This is a genomic window from Pseudoalteromonas sp. S408, from assembly GCF_005886645.1.
GTDB lineage: Bacteria > Pseudomonadota > Gammaproteobacteria > Enterobacterales > Alteromonadaceae > Pseudoalteromonas.
Window position 1 is genome coordinate 90,015 of record NZ_PNDY01000014.1, and the last position, 20,587, is coordinate 110,601.

The 20,587-nt window shown below is 38.5% G+C and carries 18 protein-coding genes; 4 read left to right on the forward strand and 14 right to left on the reverse strand.

Annotated elements, in window-relative coordinates:
* Positions 1-49 precede the first annotated feature (49 nt).
* From gmd to galU, 7 genes are all read right to left on the reverse strand, one after another.
* Positions 50-1,171 carry a GDP-mannose 4,6-dehydratase gene (gene gmd, locus CWB62_RS13065; protein WP_138530500.1) on the reverse strand — a complete coding sequence of 374 codons (1,122 nt, stop codon included), beginning with the start codon at positions 1,169-1,171 and terminating at the stop codon, positions 50-52.
* A 35-nt stretch (positions 1,172-1,206) separates the two neighbouring features.
* Positions 1,207-2,445, reverse strand: a complete 1,239-nt coding sequence (locus tag CWB62_RS13070) for a WcaI family glycosyltransferase (RefSeq protein WP_138530502.1) — start codon at positions 2,443-2,445, stop codon at positions 1,207-1,209.
* A gap of 10 nt (positions 2,446-2,455) precedes the next feature.
* Positions 2,456-3,502, reverse strand: a complete 1,047-nt coding sequence (locus tag CWB62_RS13075; protein WP_138530504.1) for a glycosyltransferase family 4 protein — start codon at positions 3,500-3,502, stop codon at positions 2,456-2,458.
* Positions 3,499-4,404 carry an O-antigen polymerase gene (locus tag CWB62_RS13080; RefSeq protein WP_502704951.1) on the reverse strand — a complete coding sequence of 302 codons (906 nt, stop codon included), beginning with the start codon at positions 4,402-4,404 and terminating at the stop codon, positions 3,499-3,501. The genes CWB62_RS13075 and CWB62_RS13080 overlap by 4 nt, the downstream gene beginning before the upstream one ends.
* A gap of 431 nt (positions 4,405-4,835) precedes the next feature.
* On the reverse strand, positions 4,836-5,684 hold the full coding sequence (locus tag CWB62_RS13085) for a glycosyltransferase (protein WP_138530508.1): 849 nt from the start codon (positions 5,682-5,684) through the stop codon (positions 4,836-4,838).
* A gap of 12 nt (positions 5,685-5,696) precedes the next feature.
* Positions 5,697-6,908 (reverse strand): hypothetical protein, encoded by a 1,212-nt coding sequence (locus tag CWB62_RS13090; RefSeq protein ID WP_138530510.1) that lies wholly within the window; start codon positions 6,906-6,908, stop codon positions 5,697-5,699.
* 75 nt (positions 6,909-6,983) lie between these two features.
* Positions 6,984-7,877: a UTP--glucose-1-phosphate uridylyltransferase GalU gene (gene galU, locus CWB62_RS13095; RefSeq protein ID WP_138530512.1), complete on the reverse strand. Its 894-nt coding sequence runs from the start codon at positions 7,875-7,877 to the stop codon at positions 6,984-6,986.
* 299 nt (positions 7,878-8,176) lie between these two features.
* On the opposite strand from galU, the gene CWB62_RS13100 reads away from it, so the two are divergent.
* The 4 genes from CWB62_RS13100 (at position 8,177) to CWB62_RS13115 (ending at position 12,948) form a co-directional block, all read left to right on the forward strand.
* Entirely contained in the window at positions 8,177-8,875 is a 699-nt protein-coding gene (locus tag CWB62_RS13100; protein WP_138530514.1) for a transglutaminase-like cysteine peptidase, read from the forward strand.
* Positions 8,859-10,865, forward strand: a complete 2,007-nt coding sequence (locus CWB62_RS13105; protein ID WP_138530516.1) for a bifunctional diguanylate cyclase/phosphodiesterase — start codon at positions 8,859-8,861, stop codon at positions 10,863-10,865. The genes CWB62_RS13100 and CWB62_RS13105 overlap by 17 nt, the downstream gene beginning before the upstream one ends.
* 22 nt (positions 10,866-10,887) lie before the next feature.
* Positions 10,888-11,415: a hypothetical protein gene (locus CWB62_RS13110; protein WP_138530518.1), complete on the forward strand. Its 528-nt coding sequence runs from the start codon at positions 10,888-10,890 to the stop codon at positions 11,413-11,415.
* Positions 11,416-11,637: 222 nt separating this feature from the next.
* Positions 11,638-12,948 (forward strand): O-antigen ligase family protein, encoded by a 1,311-nt coding sequence (locus CWB62_RS13115; protein WP_138530520.1) that lies wholly within the window; start codon positions 11,638-11,640, stop codon positions 12,946-12,948.
* Between the two features lie 1,234 nt (positions 12,949-14,182).
* Here the strand turns inward: CWB62_RS13115 and CWB62_RS13120 are convergent.
* From CWB62_RS13120 to pabC, 7 genes are read right to left on the reverse strand one after another with little or no spacing between them, the layout of a single operon-like run.
* The gene (locus CWB62_RS13120) at positions 14,183-16,042 is read right to left on the reverse strand and encodes an alkaline phosphatase D family protein (RefSeq protein WP_138530522.1); all 1,860 of its coding nucleotides are present in this window, start codon (positions 16,040-16,042) and stop codon (positions 14,183-14,185) included.
* A gap of 4 nt (positions 16,043-16,046) precedes the next feature.
* Complete coding sequence (locus CWB62_RS13125; protein WP_138530524.1) at positions 16,047-16,826, reverse strand: TatD family hydrolase; 780 nt, start codon at positions 16,824-16,826, stop codon at positions 16,047-16,049.
* Positions 16,827-16,844: 18 nt separating this feature from the next.
* A complete protein-coding gene (locus CWB62_RS13130; RefSeq protein ID WP_138530526.1) occupies positions 16,845-17,171 on the reverse strand; it encodes a PilZ domain-containing protein in 327 nt (108 codons plus the stop codon).
* Positions 17,172-17,182: 11 nt separating this feature from the next.
* Positions 17,183-18,097 (reverse strand): DNA polymerase III subunit, encoded by a 915-nt coding sequence (locus CWB62_RS13135; RefSeq protein ID WP_138530528.1) that lies wholly within the window; start codon positions 18,095-18,097, stop codon positions 17,183-17,185.
* A gap of 1 nt (position 18,098) precedes the next feature.
* On the reverse strand, positions 18,099-18,725 hold the full coding sequence (gene tmk, locus CWB62_RS13140) for a dTMP kinase (protein ID WP_039037938.1): 627 nt from the start codon (positions 18,723-18,725) through the stop codon (positions 18,099-18,101).
* 7 nt (positions 18,726-18,732) lie between these two features.
* The gene (gene mltG, locus CWB62_RS13145) at positions 18,733-19,719 is read right to left on the reverse strand and encodes an endolytic transglycosylase MltG (protein WP_138530530.1); all 987 of its coding nucleotides are present in this window, start codon (positions 19,717-19,719) and stop codon (positions 18,733-18,735) included.
* Positions 19,713-20,537, reverse strand: coding sequence for an aminodeoxychorismate lyase (pabC, locus tag CWB62_RS13150; protein WP_138530532.1), 825 nt, complete (start codon positions 20,535-20,537; stop codon positions 19,713-19,715). The genes mltG and pabC overlap by 7 nt, the downstream gene beginning before the upstream one ends.
* Between the last annotated feature and the right edge of the window lie 50 nt (positions 20,538-20,587).

Below are 20,587 nucleotides of genomic sequence, written 5' to 3' on the forward strand. Positions count from 1 at the left end.
TCCATGTAAAGTGTACTGCACACTTAAGTGCAGCATTAATACTTAAATGTTACTCAACACTTACGCTAATGTTGTAACCATGCGTTTTTAAAATAGCGTGTTGTTTGGCTTTGCCTAAATCGTTTTGCACCATTTCGGCACACATTTCTTCTACGGTAATTTCTGGCTGCCAACCTAGTTTAGCCTTTGCTTTAGAAGGGTCGCCTAGTAGTGTTTCAACTTCAGCTGGGCGGAAGTAACGCGGGTCAACTTTTACTATTACATCGCCTACTTTAAGTGCCGCCGCGTTATCGCCCTCAATTGCGGCTACCGTTGCAATTTCGTTTACGCCTTCGCCACTAAACTCAAGTGTTACACCTAGTTCTCTAGCTGACAAGCGCACAAAGTCGCGTACCGAAATTTGTTTACCTGTAGCAATAACAAAGTCTTCAGCAACATCTTGTTGTAACATCATCCATTGCATGCGTACGTAATCTTTAGCGTGGCCCCAGTCACGTAATGCATCCATGTTACCTAGGTACAGGCATTTTTCTAACCCTTGTGAAATATTAGCTAAAGCACGGGTAATTTTACGGGTAACAAAGGTTTCACCACGGCGTGGCGACTCATGGTTAAACAAAATACCATTACAGGCATACATACCGTATGACTCACGGTAGTTTACTACAATCCAGTAAGCGTACATTTTTGCAACTGCGTACGGTGAGCGCGGGTGAAACGGGGTTGTTTCTTTTTGTGGTATTTCTTGTACTTCACCGTATAGCTCAGAGGTAGACGCTTGGTAAAACTTAGTTTTTTTCTCAAGCCCTAAAAAGCGAATGGCCTCAAGTAAACGCAGTGTTCCCATTGCATCTACATCGGCTGTGTATTCTGGTGCCTCAAAACTAACCGCTACATGGCTTTGTGCGCCCAGGTTATATACTTCGTCTGGCTGAACTTCTTTTAAAATACGCGTAAGGTTAGACGTATCGGTTAAATCGCCGTAATGCAGAAAAAACTGTGGGTTAGTTTCATGGCGATCTTGGTAAATATGATCAACTCGCTCTGTATTAAAGCTCGATGCACGGCGTTTAATACCATGTACTTCGTAACCTTTTTCAAGTAACAACTCAGCTAAGTAAGAGCCATCTTGGCCTGTAACACCGGTTATTAACGCAACTTTTTTTGACATGTCATTTCCTTTTAAATTTTCTAAGCTGTTAAATGTTATAAATTGTTATTTGTTAGTTTGTTTAGGTCTGTAACAAACTGATCAAGTATTTTATTTTTTGCTAAATAAGTTTCTGCAAATTGGCGAGCAACTAAATTATGCGTAGTTAAATCTCGGCTTAAAATTAGCTCAAGCCCTTCAATAAAAGCAGCTGTGTTTTCGGGCTCTACACAGTCATAAATGCCGGTATGCTTATTAGCTATTTGGCCAAGCTCAGTATGTGGCTCTGCGGTAATTAATGCATGCCCACCGGCCGATAAAATGTTAGTTAACTTTGATGGCAATACGGCATCGGCAGCACCCTTTTTTTGTACGACTAAATGTACATCGGCCAATGCCAGCATTTGCGGTACTTTTTCCCATGGTTGTAATGGCAAAAATACAACATTGTTAAGGTTGAGTTGGTTCGCATTCGCTTTTAGCGTGTCTACATACGCGCCAGCACCTACTAATACAAATTTCACATTAGGTTGTGTTTGGTAATGCTTAGCAGCGTCAAGCACAACTTCAAGGCCTTGCTTATTACCAATATTACCTGCATACAACACTATTTTATCGGTAGGTTTAAAACCCCACTCTTTTTTAAGTGCTTCACCACATGTTTGCGGGGTTACAAAGTCGGTATCGGACCAATTTGGAAAGTGAATAATTTTACTCTCGTCTACGCCCTTACGTTTAGCGTTTTCAATCATTGAGTACGATATGGTCGATACCGCATCAAAGCGTTTCATTAGCCAACTTTCAATGCGTTTAACAAAGCGCGACACTTTACCTTCGGTCATTAAGCCTAAGCCAAATAATGCGTCTACCTCATAGTCTTGTATATGCATTACCGTTTTAGCGCCAGTAAGTTTTGCGTACAGTAGCGTGAAAGGAGCACAAAATAAGGTAGGTTGTACCAGCATAATTACATCAGGCTTTTTAAATAACTGGCTAATTAGGGCAAAAAATGACGAAATAGCAAACGACCCTAAGTGAATTACCCGCTTTATGGTAGTTACATTTTTAGGCACATAAAGTGGGCATCGTATTACATTTACACCTTCAACTTCGCTGCTGCTAAAAGTAAATGCATTAAAGCCGTTATGCACTTGCCATTCAGGGTAGTAAGGTGGTGCAACAACAGCTGTTACGTTTAAATCACGCTTAACCAGTTCTGGACACATTTCACCATTGTATTTACCAATACCTGTAAGCTCAGGTGAGTAGTTAAGGCTCTGGAGTATAAGGTTCATTGTAATCCCATTAGGTTTTCATAAAGAGTGATAATATGTTCTTCTTAAATTCTGACTTCGAAAATAACTTAGAACGCTCAAAAGCTTTTTTTTGCATTTCAATAAGTAAGTCTTTATTTGAAATTAACCTTATCACTTCTTTTTGAAGACTGTCTGCTGATTTTTTTTCTACGAATATTGCTGCATCATCCACAGTTTCAGGAATACCATTATGATAAGTTGTTATCACTGAACACTTGTTAGCCATAGCCTCTAAAATAGTTAATGGTACCCCTTCAGTAGGATAATAAGTCTGCAATACGAATACCTGCGTTTTTTCCCATATCAAACGCTTAACCTTTCCAGTTACAGAGCCGTGAAATGTTAAGTACCCATTATTTTGCATCTGCTTAAGTTTATTTATAATGATACTATTGCCAGAGCCACACACATGAAAATTTGCGACTGCAAACAATTTTTGAGCAACAGTAATAAACTCATCAATACCTTTTTCTTCCATTAAACCACCTAAAAAAAGTATGTTGATCTTATCTGTGCTTATTTCATAAAACTTACTATCGTGTGATTCTTCACAAAAATTTTGAAGTATATACGTATTTTTTAAATTTAATCCAAGGCTTTCAAGCTTTAGTTTAAAGTCATAAGTTAGCAATATATTGGTAGTTCGATTATTAAAATACAGTTTCTTTAATATGCGATTACTTTTTAGTACATCATATACACCATAACCATGCCAGTGAAGGAAAACTTTTTTCCTAAAAACAAGTGACAATAATACAACTGGTGAAAACCTAATTAAACCAAACAAACTTTGACCAGGCGTGCAGTACAAAAAATCAGCCCCCGGTAAATTAATAATTGCTTTTAAGATAACATTAAAACCTTTAAATACTTTATAAAAACCTATAACTCCAACATTATTAACATCATTTATGATACAGGAGTTAATCTTTTTTATTTTAAATTTATCACTTAAACTATCAATAATTAACTCATTACAAATAGACTCTCCAGTAATTGGAGGTGGGAACTGCCCAACGACTAAGATCTTTTTCATATAAAAATTTTTCTCTTATATATGCTGTGTAATTTAAGTAAAAGCAGCCCAATCCATATAGGCAATCCATTAAAAAACAAGTAATTCAAAAATGATAAAAATGTTGCATTATAGAAATTTAAAAGTAGAAGTGCTCCAATGTATGCATAAATTAAATACTCAAAAGGTTTATTAATTTTATTTTCAAGCTTCCAGTCTAAATATGTTGAAATTTTTGATATTAAATATGATAAAAAAACAACACCAAATATACCAAAATTAATATAAAACTCAGACAATATACCTGGAACAACATACGTAACTTCATCGCTACCAAATATGTCTAAGCCAACCATACCTATTAGCGTACCTTCTTTACCACCAACAAACTCCGCACCGAGACCTGTAAAGTATAATGGTGAAGCAAAAATTCTTAGTATTGCATCATATATTGTATATCCATATGAAAAATCAAACCTGTCAACGTAATCAATACCATAACCAACCATAGAAAAACGGCCAATTTCCCAGTCAAGTATTTGGCTTAAAGGTGTTGACTCAACTGCATAACCTTGCTTTCGAATAAATGTAATTGCTGAAACATAAAAAAACATCATAACAGAACTAATTATTGATAAAGGAAGCTTCATTTTTGGTTTAATATGAAATAATAAAAATAACAACGGAAAAGAATATAATAAAGCAACTACACGGCCACCACGCCAAGATATATTACCTACTATTGCTATTGAAAAAACAATAAAAATGGCAATTAATAAATACTGAGGTATTTTATTGTAAAACATGTTTAAACTATAAAAAATGAAAAACATTCCAAATGAAAACCAAGTATTCATAAAAATTAACTTAGCAGAACCAGCGGGCATTTCGCGAACCCTGATGATTTCAGATAAATCTATCATCGTACTTAATTTTAACCTCGCAATAATGGCGATAAATACTAATGTAAGGCCAAGAAGAAAAATAATTATTGCGTATCTCTTGTTATTTGCAATATGGTTTGAATTATTGCTTTCTAATTTTCTTGAGTGTTTTGACTGAAAATAAATCAAAGACAAGTAATGTAAAAAAAGCGTTGCACATACCTGTATATTAATAAACGAAAAATCATTAATCTTCGAATAATAATGTGTATCAAAAAAACCTCTGTATGGCATATCTATGAATATTAAATGGCAAAAACCTGAAATAACATACAAAAAGAAGAACACTATCCGAATTAATACAGTAAAACTGAAATAACCATGGTACAAACCACCAATATATATCGTTCTAACAACATATAATAACAGTATAGTTAGGAGTAAAAGTGATATAAATACGTCCATAAGCTTTACATCTTTATTCTTTTTTTAAGTAAAACACTTCTAATAAAAATTATAGTAAGATACTTAAAATCTCCAAAATAAAAAAGTTTTAAAAATATTTTTAAACTAATGCCATCGCCGGTTTGGTACTTTATCCGTAGCAGATGAAGCTTTTTATGCCTAGCCTTCATTTCGTTTTTATATTTTTTATATAACTTAAAGTACCCTCTCTTTTTCTTGGGAGACATTGATATCCTTGTACCTTCATAAGAAGCATCCATTATTTGTGTTATGGTATTTGTATTTTTAGCAAAACCTCTTAATCTTAAGATCTTAAACCACATATCATAATCTTGTCCTGATTCCAAAGATTCATCAAATTTACCTGCATCTAAATAGTCCTTGCGCAGAGTGAAAAGTTGATTACCGATATAATTAAATTTTAGAAGGTCTTGGTAATAAACCGTTTTACGTTTTTTTATATACTTACTTTTTCCATTATTAAGCAGTAAGCTATCGTTAGAAAATATAGGAGTATTATGATATTTGTATGATTCAAAAAACTGCTCTATCCTATTTTCTGCGAAGAAGTCATCATCATCTAACCCTGTGATATATGTACCGCTTGCTAGTTCAATTGCTTTATTTCTAGCATAACATGCACCAAAATTATCAGCTAAGTATATTACTTTTATCCCCTTTCCCATTTCCATGCTTTTAAGATATGCCACCGTGTCGTCAGTAGAGCCATTATCAACCACAATTAACTCAATAGGCTTGTAAGTTTGAGACAGGACTGAGTCGATAGCCCTTTTTAATAACGCACAGCGATTATATGTAGGTATATAAATACTTACTAAATTTTTTCTTTCCATATTAGAACCCAGTTAGCCCAAGGAGTTATGATGATCTTTTCTGATAGCATATATGTAGATACAAAGCCTAAAAAACCATAGTAAAAGAAATATAGTAACTAGATTAAAATAATTTAGATTAGAAAAATAAACAGTTACAATGTGAAAAATAAAAACACTTATAATAATAGATATAAAACTTAAAACATATAATGTAGTGCTTTTACAATTTATACTGTATGCAACTGAAGCTAAAGAGTATACGCCTTTAACCATACACATAGAGATAACACAAAACATGAAATCCAGTGACATACTTCTAATTTCTATAAAATCAAATTCTAGAAGAAAAATAATAAAAACAACTGATAACAAGCTCACCAAGCCATTTAAAAATAATAAATTTCTAAGATCTATATGAAATTCTTTTATATTAAACAGCTTTTTATAACCCGAAATTTTTAGTGATGAATAATAATTAGATATCAATGAGATTGGAGTCATAAGTAGTATATAAATAAAAAAATAATCACCGAAAACTTCTACATCATAAAGTGCAATAAACGTATTTCTGTCTAAATTATCAAATAAGAAAAAGCCTACTAACGAGAAAGAACTCGCAAGGAGTAAATTTAATTCTTCTGTTTTATTTTTAGATTTTTCTTCTACTTTAAAATCTAAACGTGTTCTCATAAATGGAAATGCAAATACTGAAACCACACTTACCAAAAAAATTACCCATATATTCCCTAAAAAGTCTAGACCCAACAAGCATAATATAAAAACAATTATAGGGAATATTAATTTCCAAAGATTCAAAACTAAATAAACTTTTACAATATTTCCAATTAACTTAAAAAAAGTTGAGTAAATAATTAATACTGGAATCAAAAAAAACAACAATAAAGAGTAAATATTAAAAAAATCATATTTCACAAAATAATCAATTAATATATATGAAAAAATGGGGCACAATAAAACCCATAAAATACCTAAGCGAAAACAATATCCACTAATTTTAATCTCATTCGCCTGTGATACAGCCGAGGTTCTATTTACTAGTTGGTCATAGCCATATAAACCAAGTGTAAAAGTAATATTTATTATGAATAAATTTACCGCAAAATTTCCATAAGAGGATTCATCCATCCTACTTTTTAGAAATATATTTAATATAAAACTTAAGCCGGATGAAGAAATAGGTATTAATATAGCTATATTTTTTGTAATAATTTCTTTGATCAAAATAAGAAACTTATAAAAATGTTAAAAAAACTCATACTGACATCAATAATTGGCATGAAAAGTACAATGAACTATTTAGTAATTAAGTAAATATTTAAGTTGATTGGTAAACTCTTCACCCATATGGCTTGATTGCATTGCATATTCCACATTTGCCAGCATATAGCCTAATTTTGAGCCACAATCGTGCGATTTACCTGTTAGGTGGTAGGCTTCAAGCGTTTCGAGGTGGCGTAATTGTAGTAATGCATCGGTAAGTTGTATTTCGCCGCCTGCGCCCGGTGGTGTGTACTCAAGCAAATCCCAAATGGTGGGCGATACAACATAGCGGCCTGTTATGGCTAGGTTGCTTGGCGCTTCATCGTTATTTGGTTTTTCGACCATGTTTTTAATAGTGGCGTTTTCGCCTGCGTTTATGTTTTTACCAGCTAGGTCTACCACGCCATATTGGTGTACTTGCGCTTGCGGTACGGGCTCTACCATTACTTGGTTATGGCCTGTTTGGTCAAACCGGGCGATCATTTGGCTTAAGTTATCGGTTTTTGGGTTTGATTTATATTTGTCTATTATTACGTCGGGTAGCATAACGGCAAACGGGTTGTTGCCTACTATAGGTTTAGCAGCAAGTACTGCATGGCCTAGGCCTAATGGCGCCGATTGGCGAACCGAAATTACCGTTACGTCTTTTGGTACTATTGAGCGAACCTCTTCTAGTAGGCTGCGTTTTACGCGTGCCTCTAGTGTGGCTTCTAGCTCAAAGCTGGTGTCAAAATGGTTTTCGATAGAGTTTTTAGAGGCGTGAGTAACTAATACTATTTCTTTTATGCCTGCGGCTACGGCTTCGTTAACTACGTATTGAATTAAAGGCTTGTCGACCAAGGGGAGCATTTCTTTTGGTATTGCTTTAGTGGCTGGCAGCATGCGCGTGCCTAAACCTGCAACTGGGAGTACGGCTTTTAATACTTTCACTTTAATTCCTTTTTTTATTTTGTTTTTAAAATCACAAAAAGGCAAAGCAAAAGCTTAAATCCTTTTAACGTACGTCACATACCGTGTGAAGTTATTATTATACACAACACAATAATGTACTCAACTATAAAAACATCCTTTAATACTGTTTTTTTGTTAATTTTTTGTTGCACCAAAATAACAAGCAAGCGCCCTATTTTAGTGCTTTGTAGCACTTTTTACTTATCTACCTTTTTTGTTGTAATAATACTATACTTAGCCGTGCTGTTTATTAGGGATTTTTAACTAAAGGAACGTATGTGCGCTTAGGTGTTTGCATTTTAATTGTTATGTCGTTTTTTGTGTATGCGCAAGATGCACTTATGCATTTGCGTAACAGCGATATACTTGCCCGTGCACAACAGCAATACGGCGCTGCGGGCTACACCCGCATAAAAAACTGGCTTAGCTTTATTGATAGCAGCCAAGGTAAAAGCGAGTGGCAAAAAATACACCTAGTTAACGACTTTTTTAATAAACACATACAATACAAAAACGACGATGAACTGTGGCAACAAACAGATTACTGGGCAACCCCGCTTGAAAGCTTAGGCGTAGGTATGGGCGACTGCGAAGACTACGTAATAGCCAAATACTTTACATTAATAGCACTGGGCATACCTGAGGATAAAATACGCTTTATGTATGTGCGCCAAAAAACAGTAAACCAGCCACATATGGTATTAATTTATATTGAAGAGCCCAACCAAATACCCCTTGTGTTAGGTAATTTTAATACTAAACTTTTACCGGCTAATAAGCGCCCCGATTTAAAACCTATATATAGCTTTAACGGCCAAGGTTTATGGCTTGCTAAAGCAAAAGGGTTAGGTAATAAAGTTAAAAATAGCCGTGGTGTGTCGGCCTGGAACACCATGCTACAACGAATAGAACACGGTGAGCTTGCGCCCATCGCACGTAACAATAAAGGAACTACTAGTTATGTCGCCAATTTTTAAACATGGTTTAAGCTTAAAAACACAAGTTTATGGCCTTATAATTTTAATATCGGTTATTTCGTTTTTTGTTCGCGTAGCAACCGACGTACAAACAACCCGCCAATACTTACAAACCCAAATGGGTAGCCACGCGCAAGACACGGCAACAAGCTTAGGGCTTTCGGTTTCGCCCTACCTTGACGACGAAAGCTTAATGATTGCCCAAACCATGGCCACGGCTATTTTTGATAGTGGCTATTACAAGCAAATAAAATATACCGATACACAACAAAATGTGGTGTTTGAGCTTACTAACCCTAAACGGGTTGAGTCGGTGCCCAATTGGTTTATAAACGCGGTACAGCTTAGTGCCCCTACCATGAGCAGCGAACTTAATAATGGCTGGGTAATGGCCGGCACGCTAGAAGTAACCAGCCATGCGGGGCAGTCGTACTTAACGCTTTGGGAGCATACAAAACGTAGCTTTTACGGATCGTTTTTATTATTAGCAGGCTCGCTTGCGGTGGCGTTTTTAATTTTAGGCACGGTGTTTAAGCCCTTAAAAGCGGTAGAACACCAAGCGCAATTAGTTACCCGTAAACGCTTTACGTTAAACCAACAAATACCGGTAGCCCGCGAGCTACGTACGGTAACTAAAGCCATAAATAATATGGTAGTTAACTTACAAAGCACGTTTGACTCGTTAACTAAACAAACACAAACCCTTACCGAAGAAGTATACATAGATCCCCTTACTGGGCTGGGTAACCGCCGTTCGTTTGAAAACCATTTTAGCTCGGTGGTTGACTCAATAACCCCCGATGCGCCAATAACCGCAATGATGATCACCCTGCCTTCGCTTGCTAACATTAACCAAACTGTAAGCTACCAAGATGGCGACCAACACGTTTACGATGTAAGCACTACGCTGCAACACATTTTAAGTGAGCTAACTAATACCAAGTTATTTAAATTAAACGGCAGTACCTTTATAGCGCTTGCCCCGTTTGATGTGCCTTTTTTAAATAAAACGCGGTTAGACATTAACGATGCCTTTAGCCAAAAGAAAAACAGCCTGCATGTAAACGGCTTTGCTAACTTGTCGTTAGTTAATGTAGAAAAAGGCTCTAGCTTAGGGAGTGTGCTTTCGGCGCTCGATACCGGTTGCACCATTGGCGAAACAGCCGCAAACAATAAAGTAGACAAAGACACCCTATTTAGTGTTAAACAGTGGCGTACGCTTATTAAGTCGATTATTGATTCTGGCGAGGTGAGCTTTTCGGTGCAGGCGGTTAAGCAGGCTCGCTCTGAAAATACACAGTGTTACTTTGAGGTGTTTGCGCACTTTATTCACGAAGGTGAAAAAGTAAATAACGGCCATTTATTTGCTATGGCCGAAAAACTAAACCTAACCGAAGAGCTCGACAAAAAAATAATACGCAACTTTGTAAACGTTAAAGAGCAATACCCAAAAGATGTGTTTGCGCTAAATTTAAGTAAAGCGTCGTTATATTCTACCGATTTTATAGAGTGGCTTACGCTTTACGCCACTACTAAACCTATTTTAAAAAATAACTTACTGTTTGAACTGCACGAAATAAGCTTGCTTTATAATGTGCATGTGGCCAGTTTGCATATAGATGCCATTAAAGATATTGGTATTAATGTTTGTGTAGAACACTTTGGTACGAGTTTAACGTCGTTTAGGTACTTACAAGGGTTAGACATAGAGTTTGTAAAAATTGATGGTAGCTACATACAAGACCTGCTAGATAACACCCAAAGCCAATTTTTTATTCAAACCGTTAATAATATTTGCCACGGTTTTGGTATTAAAGTATTAGCCTGTTTAATAGAAAAACCTGAGACTTTAAAAGTACTTGAAAAACTAGGGTGCGATGGCGTGCAAGGTAATTTAATAATGGCACCCTCGCAAATAGTAAAAACTAATAATAATGGCGTAAATAAAGAGTTTACTTTTTGCCCTAATACGCTAAAATTTTGTAATTAGACACTCAACCATGGGACGAGATATGAAAAAACTACTTTTAGCTGGCTTAATTGCTAGTGCAAGTGCGGTAGTAACATTACCTGCAAATGCACAAGCAGATAGCTCAGGACTTGTAAGCGTATTAAATAACGCGTCGGCAGATGCTACGCCGGAGCAACTTCAAGCTGATTTACTTGCTGCTATTCAAGCTGCATGTAGCGACTGTTCTGCTGAAGACGTAGACGCACTAATTAACGATGCTATTGCTGCAGTAGGCGCAGATAACCCGTTAATTGCTGATGTATTAGGTGCAATGAGCGCTGCTGGTATTGATAGCGATACGCTAACACTTGCTGCTGTTACTGCTGGTGTTGATGCGACGACTGCTTCTGAAGCAACGGCTGCTGGTAATCCAAATGCACCAGGCCAAAACCCTGGTAATAACGCTGCTCCAAACAGCAATGCTAACCCTAATGCACGTTCACGCGTACCAGCATTTGTTAGCTTACCAACACCTCCGGGTGCTGGCGGTAATGGCGGCGACGACGGCATTTCTGAAGTTGGTAACTAATACCACCTATTTAGTTTAAAAACGCAGCCAATTGGCTGCGTTTTTTTATGTGTAAGTGTTTGGGCATTGTGTAATAATGTTTAAGTAAAAGTGATTAGATATTAGTTTTCAGAAGTCAGTTTAAAGAAATAGATTTTAGAAGTCAGTGTATAAACAGATTTAAGAAAACAGACGTTTAAAATTCAGTTTAAAATTTAGTATTAACTATTTATAGGGATATAAGTGAATCGTTTTATTTTTGCTTTGTTGTGCGGCATTTTATTTTTGCTCCCTTTGCCGTTAGGCAGTTACCGCCCTTGGGCTATATTAGCAATGGGGGTGTTAATTAGCGCCACGTTTTTAACGCATTTAGTTTATAGTGCTGTAAATACTAAACACCCGTTGTACCCTCCTTTATATTCTTGGCCTGTGTTTGCTTCTTTAGGCGTTGTTGCGGCTGTATGTGCTGTGCAAATGTTTACGGTAAGCGTTGACCCTTTTCAAACAAAACACATGCTGTTAAAAACCATTTTTATAATTATATTTTGCTGGCTCATTTTTATTTACTGCAATACGGCACAGCGTATTAAACAGCTTATTTATGCCATTATTTTTGCTGGGGTTTTTCAGGCCTTGTATGCAAGTTACTTAAATTTATCGCCCGATGTAATAAGCCCTATTTTTGGTTATAAACATACCGACCGCGCTATTGGTACATTTACGTATTCTAACTTTTTGGCTAACTTTTTAGCGCTGTGTTTATGTTTGGGTATTGGTGTGTTGGTAAGCGAGTTAAAGCGCACCAGCGGTAGGCATAAACAAACGCTTAAGCAAACTTTGCGTGCTTGGGCCGAAATACTTTTAAGCTCTAAAATTGTGTTACGAATTTCGCTTATTATAATTATTGTGGCGCTTATTTTAACCCGCAGCCGTATGGGTAACTCGGCCTTTTTTATTGCATTAATGGTGGTGAGCTTTTTGGCGCTGTTTGTTTATAACAATAAGCCTAAGGCGTTTAAGTTATTAATAGTGAGCTTTTTTATTATTGATTTAATCATTATTGGCGCTATTTTTGATGTTGAAAAAGTTAAGCAGCGTATTAGCGAAACCAGTATTGCGTCTGAAACGCGCGATGAGGTGGTTCGCGATTCTATTCCGCTTATTTTAGATAAGCCTTTATTGGGCTCGGGCGGCGGTACGTTTTATACGGCGTTTCCTGCGTATCAGTCGGAGCCGTATTCAGGTTATTACGATAATGCCCATAACGATTATATTCAATTTGCTGTAGAGCTGGGTATACCTGCTACGGCTACTTTGGGTGCGCTTATTTTGTATTGTTTGTGGTTGTGTGTGGCTACTATGCGTAAGCGCAAAACGGCGTTGTTTCAGGGTGTAGCTTTTGGTTGTGCTATTGCGATTATTGATATGTTATTGCATTCGTCGGTAGATTATTCGCTCCAAGCTGGTGCAAACTCTATGCTGTTTATGGTTATTTTATGTTTGGCGATTTTGAGTAATAAAATAGTTGTTAAACGTGTACGTAGTTTTAAATAGGTAGTTTTTAGTTTTCAAAATATTTTGTTCTGGTAAGTAGCCATATCTTCGCAATTAAATAAACACCCTGCATTGCTAAGTGATTATGTCACCACCGAGAAGTAAAGGAGAAGTCAAAGAGAAGTGACTAACCATTACTAATGCTTTTTCTGTGTAGCGCCAGCGCCTCGGTGGTCATATTTATAAATAACAAGAAGCTGCGCTTCTAACGTGAGCAAGCTCTACGTCTACAAAACCAACTCAAACTTTACACCGCAGACGCGCAGCTTGCTGGCGTATAAAAGCAACGCTTTTACATATTTCTAATTAAAGCGCCAGCAAACAAGGCGCCTACAGTAAATCTATACCTTACATTGCTAAGTAATTTATTCACCACCGAGAAGTAAAGGAGAAGACAAGGAGAAGTGACTACCAAATTACTTGTGTTTATCTCTGTGTAGCACCAGCGACTCTGTGTTCTCGGTGGTCATATTTTTTATAAGCAACAAGAAGCTACGCTTCTAACGTGAGCAAGCTCTTCGTCTACAAAATAAAGTCAAACTTTACACCGTACATTGCTAAGTGATTTAATGCTGGTAAATAATTTTTGGGTTTAACTTTGTTTATCTCTGTGTAGCGCCAGCGACTCTGTGTTCTCGGTGGTCATATTTATAAATAACAAGAAGCTGCGCTTCTAACGTGAGCAAGCTCAACGTCTACAAAATAAAGTCAAACTTTACACCGTACATTGCTAAGTAATTTTTTCACCACGAGCAGTGAAGAAGAAGCCAAGGAAAAGTGATTTAAGGGCTGGTAAATATTTTTTGGGTTTAACTTTGTTTATCTCTGTGTAGCGCGCAGCGCCTCGGTGTGCTCGGTGGTCATATTTTTTATAAGTAACAAGAAGCTACGTTCCTAACGTGAGCAAGCTCAACGTCTACAAAACCAACTCAAACTTTACACCGTAGACGCGCAGCTTGCTGGCGTATGAAAGCAACGCTTTTACATATTCATAATTAAAGCGCCAGCAAGCAAGGCGCCTACAGTAAATTTATACCGTACATTGCTAAGTAATTTTTTCACCACCGAGCAGTGAATGAGAAGACCAGGAGAAGCAACAAAACCAATCTTTTTAACTCTGTGTAGCGCGAAGCGCCTCGGTGTGCTCTGTGGTGATATTTATTACTAAAAATCAAAAAGCTGCCGCTTCTAACGTGAGCAAGTTCTACGTCTACACTAAGGGCAATGACGGGCTTTATTTATGTTCTAGGTCAAATTCGGTGGTGTGGCCGTCGCCGTGGATGAGTTGGTATTGTGATAAATCTCCTTGCTGTAAGGTGATTAAGCTTATTGCTGAGTCGCTTACTAAATACTTTTGGCCTTCGCCTACGGTTTGGTGTTTGTCTACTTCCATGTGCCAGCGTTTGGTGAAAAAGTTAAGCGGGCTTTTGGGACCGTATAAAATAGAGTCGAGTTTATCTAATACATTTATTAGCTTACGAGGGAATTCGTTTTTAATCCCGCTTGCGGTGAGTTGCCATATACGGTTTGGGTGATCGCCAAAACGCTTTTGCACCGAAAAACAAAACGAATAATGCACATCGCCCGATAAAATAAGGGTTTCGTTTGGTGTGTCGGTGCGCCTAAATGTGTCGAGTAGTTTTTTAGCCGAGCCTTCGTGTGCCATCCAGTTTTCTACATCAACCATAAGTGGTTGGCCGCATATATTAAAAGCCGCTTGAATGGCTTCTATTGATTTAACTCCAAATACCGGCGCTGGCGACACAATAATAACTTTATCGTGGCTTAGTAGGCTTTCTTCAAGCTCGGTAAGGCGCTCCCAATCAAGCAGGCCTGAGGGCTCGTTAAAATTGCTTTCGTTACGCCAGCGATGTGTGCGTGTGTCGAGCACCACAACTTTGGGTATTGTGGTTAGCTCGTAATGCCAATGGTTAAATTCGTTTAAGGGTTTATCAAACGCTTTAAATTGCCATACGTTATTAGCACTTAAGCTTTGTTTAAATGGCGTTATAAGCGCGCCTGTTTTTGCCAGCGCGTCATTACCCATACCTTGAAACAGCCAATAACTTATAAGCCCGTTATTAACGATGCGTTTACTGCTTGGGTTTTGGTTTATGGCTTGCTCCCACCCTGCGGTGAGGTTCCAATCGTCGGTAACGTCGTGATCGTCAAAAATCATTAACGTCGACACATTAGCAAATAATTTTTCTACTTCATCCAGCCCTTTTGAATAACCAAGCAGCGCTGACTTTTCGGCATTAAAAATACGTTGGTGCTCTTGGTTTTGCCCTGTGTATTGTGCGTTTTGTAAGTCAACACAGTGCCACGCAGCCGCACTTAAATTAAGCAGGTATAAAGCAACGTATTCTTCAAAATGAATAAGGTGGTTAAAGGCTTTAACGCTTGAAAAATGCGGCTCGTCTTTTTTAAGCCAATAACCCACACCGAGCTTTGAACGTTTTTGCCACGGCGTTTTAGGTAAAAAATGATGCCGATTATAAAGTTGCTCGTTTAACTGCTCTGGTAGCGGCAGCGCCATGGGTTGTTCTTTATAAATACCTAACTTTTCAATAAGCTGATGAATCACCAATAACATGGGCCCTGCTACATCGTCGGCGTAAACTTGGTCGCCGCTTAAAAGCAGTAGTTGGGCACCGGGCGTATTTTGGCTGCGCTGAGTGTTTTGCCATTGGCTTGCGGTGACTAGGCTGTCTTTTGCCGGGTGATGCGCGTTACGGCACGAGCCATGTAGTATGCTGTTTAACGTATCAGGTATTACAAATGCAGGGGTTGATTGATTGTTGTAAGCCCATGCTGATAAATCAATCTCTTTGCCATCAATTAGTAATTGATACGCCAGTAAGGTGTCGAGCACAAAAGGCGCGTTGGTAGGTTTAATTACCACATACTGCAAAAACAAGCGCTCGCCCAATGCAATAGTTTGTTGTTCGCTCACACTTTGGGTGTTAAGTATGTTTATTTGGCACTGTGCGGGTTTTGACGTTGCAAACACTATGCACACGCCTGTTTGCTCAGCACGGCGCACCATTGGCCCCATAAGTAAAATAGGAAGTTGCGCCGCGTGAGTGCTCATAAGGTTAGCCTTTAGCTGCTAATTTAAATAGCGAGTAAAAGTTATTGGTGGTGGCTTTTGCCAGCTCGTTAAAACTAATGCCTTTAAGTTCGCTAATGTAATAGGCTACATCTTGCACATAAGCGGGTTGGTTAGTTTGCCCACGGTGTGGCACCGGTGCTAAATACGGCGAATCGGTTTCTATTAGTAGTCGGTCGAGTGGAATTTGTTTTACCACGTCTTTAAGCTCTACCGCATTTTTAAACGTTACAATGCCTGAAATAGAAATATAAAAGCCCATATCGATGGCTTTTTTAGCCATGTCCCAGTCTTCTGTAAAACAGTGCAGTACGCCGCCGCAGTTTTCGGCTTTGTGCTCGCGCATTAGGTTTATGGTGTCGGCGCGGGCATCGCGAGTATGAATAATTAGCGGCTTTTGTAGCTCGTTAGCCACGTCAATATGGCCTACAAAACTGGCTTGCTGCACGGCATGGGTGTCTTTTGCGTAGTAGTAATCAAGCCCCGTTTCGCCTATGGCGACTACTTTTTTGTGTGATGCTAAATCAATTAATTGCTGTTTGTTAAGCGCGTCTTTTTGATCGAGCGGATGTACGCCACACGAGGCCGATACATCGTCGTAGTGCTTAATTTTATCTAGCATACTAGGAAACTGGTCAAGCGTTACGCTTACGCACAAAAAATGTTCAACCTGTTTGGCGCGTGCTTGGTCTAGCACTTGGTCTAGGTTTAAATCGAGTTTATCAAAATCAAGACGGTCTAAATGGCAATGCGAATCTACAATCAAAATTGGGCCTGTTTTTTACTACATGGTGTAAGTTGGATTACCGGAGTTTAACATAGTCCCCAGTAGTTTTTCGATCTTGGAATTTAGGTTTGTTTTGTCGTCTAAAAAGCTAATACCTATACCTGGAGGATTTGAGCTTTGCGCACCTTGAGGGGTGATCCACGCCACTTTGCCGGTTACTATGTCGTCTTCGAGTGCGTCGGGAAGGGTTACACGTAACGCCAGCGAGTGCCCTACTTCGTAACGCATGTTAGTGCGAACAAATAAGCCGCCTTTTTTTAAGTAAGGCATGTAACAGCGATATAATTCGTCCAGGTCGCCTATATCTACTAATAGCTCTTGCATGGTTAATCCTTTTATTTATTACGTAAAATGTACGCTAATCGCGATACGGCGAGCGGTAAATTAAGGCCAAGAATTTTTGTGTTATTTTGCAAAAATTCGCTAAGTGCTTGTTGCGCTTCTTGATACGCTTCAAAACTCATACCTTGTAATAATTGCTGTTTTAATTGCTCGCTTAAAAACAAAGTAAATATACGAACCAGCTCCGGTTGTTTATTTATTATATCTACTAACGCTTTGAAATTATGGCTTTGTTTAAACTCAGTTGCAAACTTATAGAGGGTATCTATATTTTGTAGCTGGTTTTGCTCTTGCCATTGTTTTACTTGCAATGGCTGGCTGTAAAAAAGCGGTAGCCACGTGTAATTTAGTATTTGTAACGACTCAAGCCATTGCTGCGCTAATTGCGTACTGGTTACTTTTACGTCGGTTTTAGCACATCGGCTCAAAATAGTGGCCGGTAGTTGTGCTGGTTGGCTTGTGGTTAATATTAAAAAACGGCTATTGCTTGGTTCTTCTAATGTTTTTAATAAGGCGTTAGCCGCTGCCATGGTCATTTTTTCGCAGTTTTCGATTACCACTACTTTGTTGCCATTTTGCGCCGCAGAGTGGTTCATAAAGTCGCTTATGGCGCGTATGTCGTCTACGCCAATACTTTGGCCTTCTACCTGAGTTATGCGCTTGTCGGGGTGTGTGCCAGCAAGGTTAAGTGAGCAACTTTTACATTGCCCACATGGCGCTAAAATACTGTTTGGTGCGGCTGTTTGCTGTGTAATATTTTGGCATAACAAGGCATTGGCTAGCTCGTCACTTAAGGCAAACTTACCTACCCCCACTGGCCCACAAAACAGCTGGGCATGATGAAAACGCTGACCACGAAAGCTTTGTGCTAAGTGTTGCTGTGTTTCATATAGCCATGGCAAAGACATGTTATTTTAGCTCTTCAAAAAAAGTGCGTAATACGTTTGTGATATCGCGATGTACTTTATCAATTTCTTGATTGGCATCTACGGTTTTAATTGAGTTGTCGTCGCTTGCAAGCTCTAAGTAGCGCATGCGTGTGCGCTGAAAAAACTCAATGGCTTCTTGCTCTATTCGATCAAGCTCGCCACGCCCTTTAGCGCGCTCTAGGCCTATTACTGGGTCTATGTCGAGGTAAATAGTTAAATCGGGCTTTAGGCCTTTTAATACCATAGACGATAACGACGCCAGTGTATTTGAGCTAATGCCGCGCCCGCCGCCTTGGTATGCCTGCGACGATAAATCGTGACGATCGGCTAAAATCCATTTTCCCTGCTCAAGCGCTGGGTTTATTACGTTATGCATTAACTGCGATCGTGCAGCGTACATAATTAGCAGTTCGGTTTCGAAGGCTATTTCTTCTTCGTGCTCGGCTTTTACCAAGGTGCGTAACGACTCTGCCAATGGCGTGCCGCCTGGTTCGCGTACGTTAATGTACTCAATTTGCTTTTTGTTTAAAAAGTCTTGGCAAAGCGAAATAGCGGTTGATTTACCTGCGCCTTCTAGGCCTTCTACTACTATAAATTTTGGTTTCATAAACAAGTTAATTCTTTTTATTTAAAATATAGGTTTTAACCGCCGCGTTATGTTGTTTTAACGTGGTTGAAAATTGGTGGCTGCCATCGCCTTTTGCTACAAAGTAAACATAGTCACTTTGTGGCGGGTTTACCGCTGCTAAAATAGCGTCTTTAGATGGCATGGCTATGGGTGTTGGCGGTAATCCATCAATACGGTAGGTATTGTAAGGCGTGTGGTTTCGTAAATCTTTGTATTTAATATCGCCGTCAAAGCTTTCTCCTAGGCCGTATATTACGGTTGGATCGGTTTGTAGGCGCATTTTTGTGTTTAATCTATTTACAAAAGCAGACGCTATTAACGGGCGCTCGCTGGCTAAGGCGGTTTCTTTTTCAATAATTGAAGCCATTATGAGTGCCTCGTAAGCGGTGTTGTACGGTAAATCGTCAGCGCGTTGCTGCCATGCTTCGTTTAATGTTTGTTGCATAGTATGTGCTGCACGTTTTAATACACTGCTTGCGGTATCGTTATGTTGGTAGTGATAGGTATCTGGAAACAACCACCCTTCTAAAAATGTGTTGTTGCCCAAAATTTGTTGGCTTAACGCATCTAATTTTAAATCGTTTTTTAAGTTAGGCGCATTTTTAATGTTAGCAATAACATCGCGTAGTGCTTGGCCTTCAATAATGGTAAAGCTAAAGCTGATTTGTTGGCCTTGGTTTATTTTTTTTATGTTGTCAATAACGCTGGTATTTGAAAGCGCGTAAAGCCCTGCTTTTAAATCGGTTAGCGTGGGATCAAGCTTTGCTATAACTTGGTAACGCCAGCAGCTTTCAAGCCAGTTATTTGCTTGCCACTGTTGGCATAGTTTATTAAAGCCCGTGCCTTTTTTAACCTCAAATTGGGTGTTTTCGCTTACTTTTAGTGGGCTTTGCAAAGTTGCCTGCAATTGCTGATAGCCAATAGCCGTGCTAATAACCGCTAAAAGTACAACTGATAAAATAACTTTTAACACTCAGCCTCCTTGGCTATTAATTGGGTTAATAATGTATTGCTATGCGCTACATTAAAACTTTGCTGCTGTATACGTTTAACAGGTACGGCATGCATTAAACTATTACATATAAATACCGCATCGGCTTCTGTTAAATCGTTTACGGTAATGTGTTTAAACTCAACCGTTAATTTATCACATAACGCTTGCAGATAAACGCCCTTTATACCGCATTCACTCAGCTTTGGCGTAAATACTTTACCGTTTTTAATGGCAACTATATTGGCTGCTGACGCTTCAATAACATGGTTGTTGTAGTCGAGCACTAGTACGTCGTCGCAATTTTGCATTTGCATGGCGTTTTTAATGAGTACTTGTTCTAGCCTGTTTAGGGTTTTTAGCCCTGCGAGCAATGGCTGAGCCGCTAATTTTATTGGGCTTATTTCAAGGCTAATGCCGTGCTCTGCAAGCAAGTGATAATGTGCAGGGTATTCAAGTACGCTTACTATAATAGTTAAATTACACTCACTTGGTAGGCTATACCCTCGCCCGCCTTCACCGCGTGTTACGAGTATTTTTAATACACCTGTTTGTTTTTGGTTTACTTGGTTATGTAGGTGTTGTTCTAGTGAATTAAAGTCGAGCTCAGGAAAGGCTAAGCGCTTTGCGCATTCAGCTAAGCGTGCTTTATGGTGGTGCCAATATTCAACTTGGCCATTAGCTATTTTTGCCGTTGTAAAAAAGCCATCGCCATAGTTTAAGCCTCTGTCGCTTGTACTAACGGCGTTTGATTTACTGGCGTTGATGATTGTTTGCGTATTATTTATTATTTTTTGCATATAAAAAAAGCCCAGTTAAACAACTGAGCTCTTATAAAGTGGTTCGTTGT

What these genes read in the sequence shown, in the direction of transcription:
- gmd (WP_138530500.1), bottom strand. Translation starts at nt 1,171, where the DNA reads ATGTCAAAAAAAGTTGCGTTAATAACCGGTGTTACAGGCCAAGATGGC.
- CWB62_RS13070 (WP_138530502.1), bottom strand. Translation starts at nt 2,445, where the DNA reads ATGAACCTTATACTCCAGAGCCTTAACTACTCACCTGAGCTTACAGGT.
- CWB62_RS13075 (WP_138530504.1), bottom strand. Translation starts at nt 3,502, where the DNA reads ATGAAAAAGATCTTAGTCGTTGGGCAGTTCCCACCTCCAATTACTGGA.
- CWB62_RS13080 (WP_502704951.1), bottom strand. Translation starts at nt 4,404, where the DNA reads ATGATAGATTTATCTGAAATCATCAGGGTTCGCGAAATGCCCGCTGGT.
- CWB62_RS13085 (WP_138530508.1), bottom strand. Translation starts at nt 5,684, where the DNA reads ATGGAAAGAAAAAATTTAGTAAGTATTTATATACCTACATATAATCGC.
- CWB62_RS13105 (WP_138530516.1), top strand. Translation starts at nt 8,859, where the DNA reads ATGTCGCCAATTTTTAAACATGGTTTAAGCTTAAAAACACAAGTTTAT.
- CWB62_RS13110 (WP_138530518.1), top strand. Translation starts at nt 10,888, where the DNA reads ATGAAAAAACTACTTTTAGCTGGCTTAATTGCTAGTGCAAGTGCGGTA.
- CWB62_RS13120 (WP_138530522.1), bottom strand. Translation starts at nt 16,042, where the DNA reads ATGAGCACTCACGCGGCGCAACTTCCTATTTTACTTATGGGGCCAATG.
- CWB62_RS13130 (WP_138530526.1), bottom strand. Translation starts at nt 17,171, where the DNA reads ATGCAAGAGCTATTAGTAGATATAGGCGACCTGGACGAATTATATCGC.
- CWB62_RS13135 (WP_138530528.1), bottom strand. Translation starts at nt 18,097, where the DNA reads ATGTCTTTGCCATGGCTATATGAAACACAGCAACACTTAGCACAAAGC.
- tmk (WP_039037938.1), bottom strand. Translation starts at nt 18,725, where the DNA reads ATGAAACCAAAATTTATAGTAGTAGAAGGCCTAGAAGGCGCAGGTAAA.
- pabC (WP_138530532.1), bottom strand. Translation starts at nt 20,537, where the DNA reads ATGCAAAAAATAATAAATAATACGCAAACAATCATCAACGCCAGTAAA.